The sequence below is a fragment of the Virgibacillus profundi genome (assembly GCF_002287375.1).
GTDB classification, from domain to species: Bacteria; Bacillota; Bacilli; order Bacillales; family Amphibacillaceae; genus Virgibacillus_K; species Virgibacillus_K profundi.
Genome location: NZ_NPOA01000004.1, coordinates 95668 through 110447 on the forward strand (window position 1 = coordinate 95668; position 14780 = coordinate 110447).

10 protein-coding genes are annotated in these 14780 nt (G+C 32.5%); 3 read left to right on the top strand and 7 right to left on the bottom strand.

The annotated features are described in order from the left end of the window. Positions 1–12: 12 nt before the first annotated feature. The 7 genes from CIL05_RS06915 to CIL05_RS06945 all read right to left on the bottom strand — a co-directional run bounded on the left by CIL05_RS06915 (position 13) and on the right by CIL05_RS06945 (position 8160). Entirely contained in the window at positions 13–663 is a 651-nt protein-coding gene (locus tag CIL05_RS06915) for a PhoH family protein (protein ID WP_095654792.1), read from the bottom strand. A 139-nt stretch (positions 664–802) separates the two neighbouring features. Beyond that, positions 803–1087 (bottom strand): HU family DNA-binding protein, encoded by a 285-nt coding sequence (locus CIL05_RS06920; protein WP_240510138.1) that lies wholly within the window; start codon positions 1085–1087, stop codon positions 803–805. Positions 1088–1601: 514 nt separating this feature from the next. Continuing rightward, a complete protein-coding gene (locus tag CIL05_RS06925; RefSeq protein ID WP_095654793.1) occupies positions 1602–2225 on the bottom strand; it encodes a hypothetical protein in 624 nt (207 codons plus the stop codon). Between the two features lie 238 nt (positions 2226–2463). Further along, positions 2464–3279, bottom strand: a complete 816-nt coding sequence (locus CIL05_RS06930; RefSeq protein WP_095654794.1) for a hypothetical protein — start codon at positions 3277–3279, stop codon at positions 2464–2466. 1 nt (position 3280) lies between these two features. Further along, the gene (locus CIL05_RS06935; protein ID WP_095654795.1) at positions 3281–6055 is read right to left on the bottom strand and encodes an RNA dependent RNA polymerase; all 2775 of its coding nucleotides are present in this window, start codon (positions 6053–6055) and stop codon (positions 3281–3283) included. A gap of 35 nt (positions 6056–6090) precedes the next feature. Beyond that, positions 6091–7920: a zinc-ribbon domain containing protein gene (locus CIL05_RS22405; protein WP_206207756.1), complete on the bottom strand. Its 1830-nt coding sequence runs from the start codon at positions 7918–7920 to the stop codon at positions 6091–6093. Positions 7921–7947: 27 nt separating this feature from the next. Continuing rightward, positions 7948–8160, bottom strand: coding sequence for a hypothetical protein (locus CIL05_RS06945; protein ID WP_095654796.1), 213 nt, complete (start codon positions 8158–8160; stop codon positions 7948–7950). A gap of 530 nt (positions 8161–8690) precedes the next feature. On the opposite strand from CIL05_RS06945, the gene CIL05_RS06950 reads away from it, so the two are divergent. The 3 genes from CIL05_RS06950 to CIL05_RS06960 all read left to right on the top strand — a co-directional run bounded on the left by CIL05_RS06950 (position 8691) and on the right by CIL05_RS06960 (position 14733). Then, on the top strand, positions 8691–10934 hold the full coding sequence (locus CIL05_RS06950; protein ID WP_095654797.1) for an AAA family ATPase: 2244 nt from the start codon (positions 8691–8693) through the stop codon (positions 10932–10934). A 200-nt stretch (positions 10935–11134) separates the two neighbouring features. Further along, entirely contained in the window at positions 11135–12652 is a 1518-nt protein-coding gene (locus CIL05_RS06955) for a DEAD/DEAH box helicase family protein (RefSeq protein WP_206207757.1), read from the top strand. A 221-nt stretch (positions 12653–12873) separates the two neighbouring features. Continuing rightward, positions 12874–14733: an ATP-dependent helicase gene (locus CIL05_RS06960; protein WP_095654798.1), complete on the top strand. Its 1860-nt coding sequence runs from the start codon at positions 12874–12876 to the stop codon at positions 14731–14733. Positions 14734–14780: the final 47 nt, after the last annotated feature.

The following is a 14780-nucleotide window of genomic DNA, read 5'->3' on the forward strand; positions in this document are numbered from 1 at the left end:
TACTATTTAGCTTTAAATCAATTCATCGGCATCGTTAGCCAAACGCCCTCTAAAATTCCAACTTAATTCACAAGTATGTGCATAATCTTTATTCTTAAAATGCTCTATGTAAGGTAAAAATCCACTATCTTGTATTCTTTCTAGGTCGATTTGCCCCGTATGTCCGATCATAATTACAGTACAATCGTCATGTATCCTAGTTAACAATTTACGTAACTCTGATTTGGTAAAGTTTTGAACTTCGTCCAAAATAACTGTTTTATTTTTAATATTTGTACCTCTGGCGAATACATGCGACTTCGCTTCAACCCATGTGTTACCATTTTTAACGTTTTCAACATTTTCTTCCGTTGCAATAACCTTGTCTGGATGCTCGTTTATTTCAATCAACGCATCCTTGAGTGGTTGAATATATTTCATTTCTTTTTCTTCCACAGACCCCGGTGTAAATCCAAGCGAATTTTCTTCCACTGGACTAAAAACATAAAGCAAATCTTTTCCGATAATCTTTGCACAAGCCACGGCTAATGTCGTTTTACCCGTTCCACTACGAGCGTTAACAATAGTCAGTTGATTATCTATAATTGAATCGACATACTCTTTTTGCTCATTTGTTAATTTATTTGCGTATCCGAATAGTAAATTATCCTTTGGTAGTGGCATATAGTTGTCTCCTAAGTTTATTTAGGTATCAGTGAGTGGAAGGGGATTGTTTTTACCCCTTGCTTCCACTGTTAGACACTCTAGTTTGTATTGTATATTATCATATATTATTGTTTATCTATGGATTATATTTTATGTATTATTTAACTAGTTCCTTCAAATGTTCTGAAGCCTTAAATTTTGGAGCCGTCTTAGCCTCAATTTGAATCTCAGATCCATCTTGTGGGTTCCTGCCTTTACGAGCAGCCTTCTCAACTGTGCCCAATTTACCTAGTCCACCCAACGGAACTTTTTTACCTTCCACAAGTGCATCTTCCACAGTCTCAAATACTCCAGCAATAACTTTCTCTGCCTCTACCTGTTTAATATTCAACTTTTCTGCTACTGCTTTCTTAAACTCATCTTTTTTCATGTTTACTGACATAATTGATCTTCTCCCTTTTTCTTCTAATATAATAGTATGTAACTCACGTTTATAGACACCCACACCCGAGGGAAGTCATTCTGTCATGTCATGGAATCGAACCATGATACACCCTTCATAACATAATATAAACTTTCCAGCTAATCTGCCAAGCAGTACTCTCTGAGTCAACAAACAACCACTCATAGACTGTTAATCTTGGATTTTATCGAACTTATCAAATTTGATTCCTAAACTTTACATCAAAAGAGCTTTAATACTTAAACTTTAAGAAATGAGCTTGTAAACTTTGAGCTTTTATGCTCTTGGGTTTTTATTTGCCTTTATATCTCTGTTATCACACAGGAGTATAAAGCAAATACTATTTTAATAGACACTCTTCTCTAAAGTATGTAAGTTTTAGGACGTTGCCCACGCCCAAAGGGTGTTTTGATTTAGAAAGTTTCGATTAACTGGAAGTTATATTAAGTTAAATTTATATGTGTATAACCTATTATATGTTATTATTTATCTATTATTCACTAACATTAATTGTAGTAATTGCGTTGCTCGTCGAGAGCACATGATCCACTTCCGTCAGAAAGTCTTCAATCTTCTGTTCCAACTTTTCAATCTGTGTCTTCAATCCAATAGGATCAATCAACTTAGCTTCATTTTGCTCCTTAAATGATTTCACTACTGAATCGGTTTGCTGCACATCAGTTTTAGCTTCTTTGCTAAACAAAGTTTCTAGATGCTTATCTAATCTACGATTCATGTCGTCATTAACATCATCTACACGACTAACAATTTGAGTGTAAGTATTTTTCAACCTATTTAACAAGTGTTCTTCATACTCAATAGAAGATTTACGCTCAATTGCTTCTGCAACTGTGTATTTGACTCCTGCAATTTCAACCTTAGTAGTAGCGTTTGACATTACAATAGCTGATTTAACCTCATTTCTACGTGCGATTAAATCATTGACTGAATCAAAGTCAGATTTAACCGTTTGTTCTAAATCCTCTTTTGTATCATATCCAGTCATTACCTTTTTACCAACTGAATATCCACCGAATATAGAATCACTGATTTTGCGTGAGATCCTTTTGTTGAGCATTTTGATTTCTGATAAGCTGCGTGTTATTGATATTTCCATATAAAACATCTCCTTTTTATTCTTTGAATTTTATTTGTTGATAAGCAACTATCTGATTCTATATACATTATACAATATTATTTACTTATAGTCAACTAGATTTGAAAATTCTTTTAAAAAAGTTTTGTGAGATGGTTTTGTGAGATAGCCTACTAATAATAGAGTAATCTCCTCTTCATATATAAATAATATATGAGAGTCGTTATTTCTTAGCAATATCAAGGAATTTAGAGCTTTCCTACTCCGTTACATTGCGATAACGACGGACTCTTTTTGCTGTTTTAATTCTTTCAATTTCTTTTTTACATTTATCACAATACTTTGTGCTATTAGATTTTACTCTGATGGGTACTTCGCATTCTTCACACTCTTTAACATTCTTCACACCCTTGTGTAAATCATAGTACAGACCAATATTTTCATAATCTACAATCTTTAAAGATTCATTGCCACTTTCAGAAATCTCATTAATAAACACTAGCTTGATCATTCCTTGGTTTAATACTTCAACCAAACCTAAACTGCTAAAATATCTAACAACATCATTGATATTACTGTAACCATCTTTCTTCATCATAGTGCTTGTTACTTGAGATGATTTAACCAGCTCATTGTATTTACGTAATGGATTCCCAAAAATATGTTCACTGTTAGGCTCTTTACCTGTTTTAATGTTATAAGATTCCATACTCAATTTATCCAAAACGAGTAAAGTAAAAATAATCTTCCTATATTTGTAATCTATTTTCAGTTTATCTATGTAATTCAATTCTTCTTTTGTAACAACTATTTTCTCAATTTCTACTAATTTATTCTTCTTATTTGAAGCATGATTTAAAGCGGCGTTGATTGCTTGATAATACTTGACTCTGTTATAACCTTCAATGTTTTTCTCACAGAAATCATACAATGCAATCCTACGATCTTTTCTCTCTTTATCCTCTACATCTCTGTAATACTTTGCAAGAACCCTCATTCCTGATTTTAAAAATTTTCCTTGAAATCCTTCTTTTAATATTCTTTCGGCATGTGTCTTTTGGTTATACTCATACAATCTATAACTCCACCTTTCTTAGATTGTAACGTTTGTTTAAATATGTAAAACTTCCAGTCTCATCCTCTACAGGAACACAGATTTCCTTAGTATTACTCTTGATGTTCTGGTATATTTGTTCACCATATATATTCCACAATATATCTTTATTGAACTTTCCTTCATCCACATAAAACATATAAATAAGATAGTCTACAGCTTCAACTACATTAGAACAAACTTCATTCATTTCCTTTTTGAATTTTTCATAATGTCCTATTATTGATATGTATTTTTCTTCGTCGAATCCGTCTTTCTTTGATGAACTATTTAGAAAAGCAAAGCTACTAACGTTGCTTCTGTATCGAGAGTATACTTCAACTACTTTCTTATATTTGTCTTCATCTACTCCACTAAAATCACTACTCATCAACAACTGGTGATAAACTTCTTCATTTTTACTCACGATATTCTTAATCTTAAAGTCAACTGTCTCGATATATCTACATAGATTGTTCATGACACACTCACTATCATTGACAGGAGAGTATTTTTCAAACAAGTGTAAGAAATCAATTTGCTCTTTAGTCTTTCTTTTTAATGATTTAAGTTCTTCTAATGTCATACCAAATTTCTGTTGTGTAGAAACATCATATTTTTTATAATGAGTCTTATATTTTCTTTTTGTGTCAGGATAGAGATACGTAAAGAAATATGGATGTTTATCAAGTAAAATACTATTCAAAAATTCCTTTTCGTCCTTGACGCTATCAACATCAACACCATTCACCTTTTGATATTTAGTCCAAGGGGAGGGGATACCTTTCACGTTCTCTCCAATTTTTGCTTTATCTATCTGGGCAGACTGCAATTTTGTACACATGCGGATTCGGTTTAAAGTCACATCATACTCATCTGTGCCTTCTTTTAACTCTGAAAGTAATGCGTACCCAGATGTACTCTTATTTGTTATTGAGCCGATTATAGAACCGAAACTAAATAAATCTGACTTATATAACGCTTCTTCTGTTAAAATCTGTTTTTCCGGTTTAGGTGCTTCATATACAACAGGTAATTCATCCTGATAAACTCCACTAATAACTGTTGGATCAGATGTTGTTGCTAAAATATCATAATCAAAATCCGATCCTGCCCACCTTACAGTTTCATCACCATGTATGTTTACGAGGATTCCCGTATAACAATATTTGTACCATTCATTCAGATTTTTACTTTCTTTTAAATCCAACAAAACATGCTCGCTGCGATAGGTGAGGGGAGACCTCATCGAATCCACTTTCTTAACACCTTTTTTATTCCAGTAGTTTGAATAGTATTCTCCTGCACCCAACAATCCTGTAACATCATCATGACCACAAACGTGTTGCATTTGAGCATAGGGATCGCTTACTATAACTTGGAAATTCCCATCTACAATGATGTCTCCAAGGCAGGCACGTTGGATCTTTCGTTTAACCATGTCATGAATTTTACGTTTTATATATTTGTCGTTAATCAAGTTGTGGTTTAGCAATAATGATTTAACCCAATAGTTTTCACCATGATTTATTAATCTATCAATTTTTTCTTCTGTAACATTCTCACCCATCAAAAACAGAAGGGTGTAGTATATATTTTCTGAGCTAATTCCTGTAATCCAATCCACAAACTTTTCAGATACTTTTTCTATGTCTTTTTTGTTTAAATTTAAAGTCTGCATAAACTGATAATTCATGGACAATATATCTTTATCTTGTTTAGGAGTATATAATGTAACTCCCCATTTCAAATTATTATCTTCACAGTTCTTTTCATACACTTCAATAGAAGGAAACGAGTCCCATAATTTAAACTGACTTTCTGATAAAATTACATCGATGTCTCTAAGATCAGCGGTAATAGGATTTTCACCTTCGTCTTTATAGGATGTATTAATTGTGTAATTTCCACTATTTTCTTCTTCACAAAATTTATGTATATCAAAAGTACAAAGCATTCCTTTAATGTAGTTTTGGCGTATACACCATTGAGCTGGTACATAGTCTAATTCCAACTCCTTTGCCCACTTCTTCGATTGTTCTACACTTATTAAACCTTGACCGTCAAAACGGTCAAATAACTCAGTGATTGTTGTTTCTTCCATAGTGTCATCTTTGTCCCAATCATCGTTTTCTGTTACAAAGTGCGCATTAAACTCTGTTTTGCTCTCGTAGTCTGGAACTAAGGCGAATCTCGGTGTAGGTACAACTTTAGTGCTTGAGCCAGCTAACCCCTTATATGCATTAAATTTGCTTGGAGCCATTGGAATGGTTTTATCTCTACCATTGTCCATGATTCTGTGCAATTCCTTTACAGTTTTTTCTTCGCAAAAAGTTACCGTAGAGGTTCTAGATTGACTAGCAGAAGAGTTAAACCTCTTATATATCTTCCCGTTTAGCCGCAAACCGTTTTTGTACAAGTGAGTGTAGTGGCTATTATGATCCATTACAATTGTAATGTATTCCGGCATGTATAGAACTTTATTAATTTTATCTTGTATAGATTGAATTTTTGCAACATTGCTATCTGAATGTTCCTGTTTTCTTAAGTAGTTTCTTTTCTTGTGCAGTCCTTCTAAATTATCATAATCAATTTCTCTTTTATGTATATCTCTTATTGAACGCAATACTTGGCTATCAAACAACGCAATCACTTCGTTATTCTCTTTTGCTTCGTCAAAGGTTAGGTTGATGTCATAATCGAATTCTTTTAACCTCGAAGACTTGAATTTAAATGTGTAGAATTGTCTGGTTTTCAATAATTCATGCACTCCTTTATTAAATATAATATTGTTTATCTATTTTGTTTTTGCTTACGTTTCTTTCTACATGACTTGCAACGTTTTGGTAAATTGAATCCCTTGTTTAGATAGAATTTTATCTCGCCAGCCTTTAATAGAATGTTTTTGTTACATTCTTTGCACATAATGTTGAGATCATGTTGAATTAAGCTTAAAATCGTACTCATTAATTCCGACTCATAATCATCGATTTCCTTAATTTTCTCTCTGTCCAATATATTGTTCTCACCAATAACTGTTCTTCCGAAATACAAGTTATCTTTATGAATATATAAAATGGGACGGATTAAACTCAATCTATAATAATTGTCGATCAGCTTGTGGATTCTTATCTCTATCAAACTCTCAGAATAATATTTACATTCCAACGAGTAGTTCACATTCCTACTTTTGATGACGCGTTTTCGTCTTTTACGTCCTGTTTTAGCTTTTTCTTCATAAATGTCTATAAACTTTATTTTGCGACACATGATATCCATCTCTTGTAGTATGCCTTCCAATTCGTTTATGTTATCGAATTTATCTACATTGTTTACATATCCATCTATTTTTTTATCATCAAGATATTCAATAATGGAAAAGTAATCATTTGAATGAGCAATTTCTTTAGGGATTTCAATACCAATTATTGTGCGTGAACCATAACAGAAGTCAGCACGCATAGTCTGAAAGTTTAATCGCAGATTGTATCTTTTGTCGATTTGTTTGTATTTCTCTTCAATATAGTTAATTGCATTTAGTAGCACGCTGTTGTTTTTGGAAATGGCAATATCCTTTTGAATTTGCTCTTTCTTTTTGATTTCAATAATTATATTTCTTACACTATCGTTAATTTCATTAGCTGTATATTTCAAAATATCATAACCTTTATAAAAGCCACTTTCGTTGCGAATCTCAATCTTCTTTGTCCAGTATTTCGTAGCCCAAGAATTCACAAAACCAGACTTTTCAGCATAATAACCACTTTTTTCTGAGTTATATTCTCTTAGCAATTCGTTGAAAACTACTTCTTGTTTATAGTTTAAGTAATCTTTATATACATTAGCGCAGCTTTGTTTATTTAGTATGTGATAAACCAAATCCTTTTCTTCACCATCAATTACATCAATAACCAAAGTCAAATGCTCAATATCGACTTCACCTTTCTTGTACCTGAAAACATCTTCCCAAAACCAATCCAACTTTTTAACTCTTTCTTTAGCATTTCTCCTAACACCACTGCTCATCAACTCTTCCTTATATTTACCAATCGTATTATAATAAGTATCATTTCTCTTAGTATTAAAACACTTTCCATTATAAAACAATGCCTTAAACTTAGGTATTTCATCTTGCTTCATCAAACTTTTTACATCTACTTCAACCACAATATTCTTTAATTCCAACCACATATCTAAATAATCTTTAACCTTCTTCTGATTTGAATAGTTCATCTCAAAGTATATTGTTTCTCCACATTCAGTCTCAATGGTCATATCAGGTCTATAAACACCATCTTCTACATCATGTGGCTGCTCTACAGACACATTTTTACACACATATTCTCTTTCCTTATCTGCTATAACAGTGAATGTATCACCAGATTCTAAGAATCTATGCTTGAACCACCAGTGAATCATTGTCTCTGAACTACATTTACTTGCATCCACATGTGCAAAATGTGGTGTAATTCGCTTTGATTCAATTGCTTTTGGCTTCAAATCTGATCCACATATTGGACAGTTATATGTATTGTGCTTGTTCTTTTTATCAACTTCATTTATCGTTATTATATTTTTTGCTTCATCTCTAGCAAACCATAGTTTTACATTTTCATAACTCAACACTTTACCTCCTTATTTATGGTATTATTAATCTATTAGATAACCATACAACTCCCAATCAAACTCACTCACATAATCTTCATTATAGCTATCCCATCTAATACTACTTATACCATTCTCACTTTTATCTTCACCAACCTCATCATCCCATCCAAATCTCTCATCCTCACACAAACCACTACGTCTCAAATGTTCTTCATATTTTTTATCAATCTCTAATTGTGAATCTTCCCAAATCATGTCGTACTCACCATATCCTTTTCCCCTTTTCCTCTATGTAGTATAGTATGTTATTATATATCTATTGGTCACTCAAATTTAATTAACTGGCTCCTAACATTCTATCTATATACATTATATAATATTATTTCATTATAGTCAACCTATTTCACAAATTATTTTTAAAAGTTTAAAAACCTACTCCATCCCACAATATACTCAGCATTATCTACATCTATTATATAGGAAGAGACACGTTTCCATCTTGTATTACTCCGTCTGATCATCTCACACCCAGACACCACACAACCATCACAGGAGTCATTTACAGACCTCCTGAGACGTTCTATTTACATTTGAATACCTAGCCTACCAAATCACTCAATCAATCCACAACACACCTTAAAACAAATATAATGTTATTTAGTTATTAATTTATCTCAACAAACCAACATTTTAATCTTATTTTTAATATGCAGTTGACAATAGACAATTAATATTATATAATCAATACATATATTAAATATAATACATAAAAGGAGCGATTTAATTTGAGCCAAGAAGAAATCATGGAACTTAATGTAACAATTAAACGGAAGCTATATCATAGCACTGAAAATATGTGGGGTGTTTTTGCTGCCATTCCAAACAACAACCGCACAATTGAGTTAAATTCATTTGGGAATATAGCAATCAGTGGTAATACGGCTGATTTATTAGAAGGAAATGACTATAATATAATAGTTGAACCGAATGATCACCCTAAATATGGCAAAGGATTCACCATTCTCTCTGTAGAGGCTAAACGTCCTGAAACAATCAAGGAGCAGCAAGATTATGTGAAAGCTTTAATCACAGACAAGCAATATGAATCAATTATAAAAGTGTATCCAAATCACAAACTGCTTGATATGTTTGACAATGATGAGATTGACTATACAAAGATTCATGGGATTGGCGAATCTACATATGACAAGATTAAAGGTAAATTAGTAAACAACTTAGAAATCCAAGAAGCATTAGTTGAACTAAAAGAATTCGATATTACATATGAAGCAACTAAAAGACTAATCAATCACTTTGGTTCAGCATCGGCATTAGTACAAAGTGTGAGAAATAATGTATATAATCTATGTGCCGCAGATAATTTTGGATTCAAAAAGGTTGATTCCTACGCAATGCATAGAGGAGACGACCCAACTAGTCCACACCGGATTGAATCAGCGATTAGATATACATTGGAGCAAGACGCTTCAAGTGGACACTCTTGGATCAGTAGAAGAGAATTAATTGAACAACTAGAAGAAATGTTGAAGATTGAAGAATCATACATAATGAATACTATAGAGGAATTGGAAAATTCCGGTGTTAAGGAAACCAATTTATACATAAAGGATAATAAGGTCGCTTTATACAAGAATTACTACTTTGAGAAAACTATTAAGGATAAATTGATGAGTATGTTGAATGAATCCTGTCCCACAAGCAAGGTGAACAGTACAGATGTTATTGCTAAACAAGAAGAACAAGGTGGATTTGAATTTACCGACGAACAAAGAAATGCAATTCAATTAGCTATTGATAATAATGTACTGGCAATAAATGGGAAAGGTGGCGTTGGTAAAACCTTCAGTATTAAAGGGGTTTTAAAGGCATTGAAGGACTATTCCTACATGACAACAGCTCTCAGTGGGAAAGCAACTCGTGTCCTAGCTTCTCATGGATTGGAATCAATGACTATACACAGAATGCTTGGTATAGATAAGTATGGCAAATTCATCCACAATGATAAATTCAACCTCCCGTATGACATTGTGGTATTGGATGAATCTAGTATGGCTAACAACTTCCTCATCTATAGTGTAGTTATAGCCCTTAAACCGGGTGCTAAGATGATATTCGTTGGAGATAATGGACAACTTCCATCGATTGGGACTGGTGCAGTCTACGATTCAATTTTAAACGAAGGAAGAGACATAATACCACAACAAGAGTTGACCAAGATTCAACGTCAAGCTGCTAAATCAGGTATTATATTGGCAGCAAATGATATTCGTGAAGGTAGACATATCACTGACAAATATAATTACAAACAGGAAACATTAGGCGAATTGCGTGACATGACAACCATCCCTGTTGATAAAGAAACAGATATTACTGATATGATACTTTCTATATGTGAACGTAATAAAAATGCTGATCTATTTGAGTTTCAAGTGTTAACTGGGTTACGTGAACGAGGAGAGTTATCTGTTAAAGATCTGAACATTGAATTACAAAAGGTGTTTAATGATACAGACAAACCATTCATAAGCAGAGGTGGCTATGATTATCGTGTAGGTGACAAGGTTATACATAATGGGAACAACTATGAAGCAGGAGAAAGCGGAAAAGTAAAAATATATAACGGAACACTGGGTAGAATTGTAGCGATTGAATTTGATGACGATAAGACAAGGCAGAATCACAGCGTTCATTTTCAATTTGAAGACATTGATGAAATAATAATATATGATATGAGTGAAATGATTAATGTTGAATTGGCATATGCTATTACAGTTCATAAATCTCAAGGTAGCTCGATTAAACAAGTTATATTCACATTTGATTTCTCAGCATATCTTCTGTTGAGTAGAGAATTTGTATATACAGGAATCACCCGTGCCTCTGAAGGTTGTATAATGATAGCTGAGAATAATGCGTTGCATTATGCAATTGAGCAGACTGCTGGTGGAAGTCGAAGGACATTTTTGGGCGATATGCTGGTTGAGGATGGGATTAGAGGGGCTAGTTGACTAAGGACAAATAATATTATATAATGAATACAAATAGGAAATTTCTAAAAGAAAGGAGGGTAATATATGTTCAACAAAGTAAAAATACTAATTCAAGATTGGGTAATACGTGTCCATATTATGGTTTTTGCCAAGCGTTTCAAATAAATACAAAATAAACAATCAATATTATATACTTATTATAAGAAAGGGGAAATAAAGTGAAGGTAAGCAACTTAATAACAAACGATGACATACAAAATTGGGAAAATGGTGATGTAATTACGATAAAAGCAGGAACGGGCAAAGGAAAAAGTTATTTTATCAAAAACAACCTATACAACATAGCTAAAAATGAGAATAAAAAGATTTTAATGTTAATACATAGAAAAAATTGTGTTTATCAATTTGAAGAGGAGATTCACAAAGATAAAAAATACGATGTTATAGATATAAAAACCTATCAGCATCTAGAACACCTATATAGCCGGAAAAAAGTATTCAACTTCGGAAAATATGATTATATAGTATGTGATGAATTCCATTATTTCATTAGTGATGCCAGCTTTAATAAGAAAACTGATATATCGTTTAATCAATTAATGAAGCAAAAGAAGCAAATTAAGATACTCATGAGTGCAACAGGAGATAGTGTAACGGATTACATAAATGAACATCAAATAACACAAACCATAGATTACGAAATACCTTTGGATTTTTCTTTTGTTAAGACACTAACATTCTATAATAAAGATGAAACCTTAAACCATTTCATGCAAGAATCAATCCAAAGAAAAGAAAGAACTATATTTTTCATAAAATCAGCTAAGAAGGCTTATGAGCTATACAGTAAGAATCAAAAAAACTCGTTGTTTAATTGCAGTGAAGCAAACAAAAATTACTATAAATTCGTAGACGAAGAAAAAATCAACAACTTGCTTAAAAATGAGAGTTTTGATGAAACAGCTTTAATCACAACTATGGCTATGGATACTGGCGTTAACATCGTAGATAAAAAGTTAAAGCACATAGTTTGTGATATTGAAGACATAGGTGTGCTAATTCAATGTATAGGAAGAAAAAGAATAACAGACAAAAATGACAAAATTAATCTCTATGTTAAATCTGTATCAAATCAGAGGTTAGGAGGAATGGAAACTCAACTGTTGAAAAAGGCAGAAATGGCGCAGTATCTGAGTTCTTTTGGTACAAAAGACTTTATTGAAGAATACTATCGTGAAAACGATCAATTTAATATTGTGTATGATGAAATAACGGAGGATGAGAATAAAGCAACGAAAAAAATAAATGAGTTAATGCTCTATAAGATAATGTGTGACCAAGATGATATGTCTGATATGAAGCGATTTGGTACATACGGATTTTCTAAGCATGTGGCAGATATACTAGGTTTTTATAATCCAACCGAAGGATTCCAGTACAGATTGATTGAGGAAGATATCAATGATAGAAATTTAAGTCTATATTTAGATTCTATTACTGGAGTAAAATTGTATAGAGAGGAAAAAGAGGTTATGAAAGAAACATTTAAAAAGAATGGACTTAGTGCTAGAACATTGGGAATAAATACGCTCAACGGAAATATCAAGGATAGAAAACTACCATACATTATTAACACGAAGAATGGAAAGTCATACCGAGATAAAAACAACCAAGTAAAGAAGGAAAAATCCTATTGGATTGTAGGAAAAATAACATTTAACGAAGATTGTTTGTAGAAGAAATTATGTAAAAAGCTCTATATAGAGGTTTTGGTATGTTTTGGTTACAAATAAAAATCAAACAAATAACAACCACCCCTTGAACGCGACAGCGTGAAAGAAACGTTGGCGCAAGACAACGTAATATTGTAATTATATTTTGAAAACAGTTGACTATAAGTAATAAATATTATATAATATATATAGATAGTATATTAATAGGAGGAGTTTTAAAAGTTATGACAAAAATAAATTTCAATCCCGAGCAGCAGGTTGCTGTCGATCATTTTGATGGTGCAATGGGGGTCATTTCCTCGGCGGGCAGTGGAAAATCTACGATTTTATTAGGCAGAATAGATAAATTGATACGCGAGCACAACATACCAGAAAAATCGATCCTTGCGATTAGTTTCACGAAGAATACGGCTTCAGAATTACAGTCGAAATTAAAAGCAATGAATCATAAATTCGTGAACGTAGGAACATTTCATGCTATATGTGGACGTATTCTATATCAAGAAGGGATACAAATAACTGGATACAACATGATTAAAGAATGGCAGGTTGACAATTGTTTTAAAAATATTGATAAAAATGCTGACACTAAAGAGATCACAAATTATATTAGCTTCCAAAAAAATTTCATGGTATCATATGATGATGAATTCATAAAAAAAGAATCTGATTACACCATTAAAGAGCTACGCAAATTCTACAAAGCGTATGAGGACTTGAAGAAACAAAAGAAATTATACGACTTTGATGATTATCTATTATTATGTTTAGAGGTGGTCAAAAACAACCCCGATAAATATACATATGATTACATACTTGTAGATGAGCATCAAGATTCTAATTTAGTACAAAATCATTTACTAAAAGAGTGGTGTCAGACTGGCAACATATTCACCCTAAGCGACTACCGTCAGGCGATTTTTGAGTTTCGTGGGGGAACTACCGAATACTCCATGAATTTCGATAAGTATTGGAAAGACGCAACTATACATAATGTATTTACAAATTACCGATCACCAAAGAACATTGTAGAACAATCTAATCACTTTATCCGTCAATACTACAGTGATTACGAGCATTATGTGGATGCAAAAGCCCACAACCAAGAAGATGGACACATAGAAGTAAACTCACACTTCAGTAGAGACGTGGAAGGTGTAGAAGTAGCCGATAAGATTGAACAGCTCATTGAAGATGGAGAGAAACTAAATGAAATAGCTGTTCTATATAGAATGAACGCTCATGCTGATTTCGTTGAGGCTGAGTTAAAAAGACGTAAAATTGATTATGAGATTGCTAATGACAGCAGTTTCTTTAAACGTAAAGAAGTTGCTGGGATTCTTGCTATATTAAGATTAGTCCATAATCCACAAGACGATAATGCTTTTGAAGGTGCGTTTAAAGCCAGAAACTACCCATTAACATACATGAGCAATAAGATATTCAATGATATGCAAAATTACGCAACTAAACACAATACATCTATGCTGGATGCAGCAACGGATATGCCATACAGTCAGATGTGGCAAAAAAAGAATATCACAGTATTCAAAAAGATAATCAATAACTTAAGAAAAATGAACGAAGACGGAGCAAATGTGATTTCTCTTATTGCTCATATAACAAAATCAACAAAGCTAGAAGAAACCATTAAAGAAAAATACAGGAATAAAGAAGAAATAGATGAACGTTTGAATAGTATTGAAGTATTGAAAAGTTTCGTCAAAGGCAACAATTTAGAACAATTTATCACATACGTATACAGTAGTTTCACCAAGAAGAAAAGTAAAAAAGACGCTGTAAAGCTAATGAGTATACATAGAAGTAAAGGTTTAGAGTTTGATAACGTATTCGTTGTAGGTGTGGAAAATGATAAATTTCCACATCACTTAAGCAGTCTGGAAGAGGAAGCGAGGCTCTTTTACGTGTCATGCACACGATCTAAGAAAAATTTGTTCATAAGTGAAATTGGTAGGAATACGAGATTTATTGTTGAGTATGGGATGGAAAGCAATTCAAGTAAGCAAAATGGCGATCAACATGTCATTAGTAATGTTGACGAATGGATTAAGAATAACTTTTAGTCGTGTAGATAAATAATAACATACATAGTTTAATATTAAAAAGATAT

What these genes read in the sequence shown, in the direction of transcription:
- CIL05_RS06915 (WP_095654792.1), bottom strand. Translation starts at nt 663, where the DNA reads ATGCCACTACCAAAGGATAATTTACTATTCGGATACGCAAATAAATTA.
- CIL05_RS06920 (WP_240510138.1), bottom strand. Translation starts at nt 1,087, where the DNA reads ATGTCAGTAAACATGAAAAAAGATGAGTTTAAGAAAGCAGTAGCAGAA.
- CIL05_RS06925 (WP_095654793.1), bottom strand. Translation starts at nt 2,225, where the DNA reads ATGGAAATATCAATAACACGCAGCTTATCAGAAATCAAAATGCTCAAC.
- CIL05_RS06945 (WP_095654796.1), bottom strand. Translation starts at nt 8,160, where the DNA reads ATGATTTGGGAAGATTCACAATTAGAGATTGATAAAAAATATGAAGAA.
- CIL05_RS06960 (WP_095654798.1), top strand. Translation starts at nt 12,874, where the DNA reads ATGACAAAAATAAATTTCAATCCCGAGCAGCAGGTTGCTGTCGATCAT.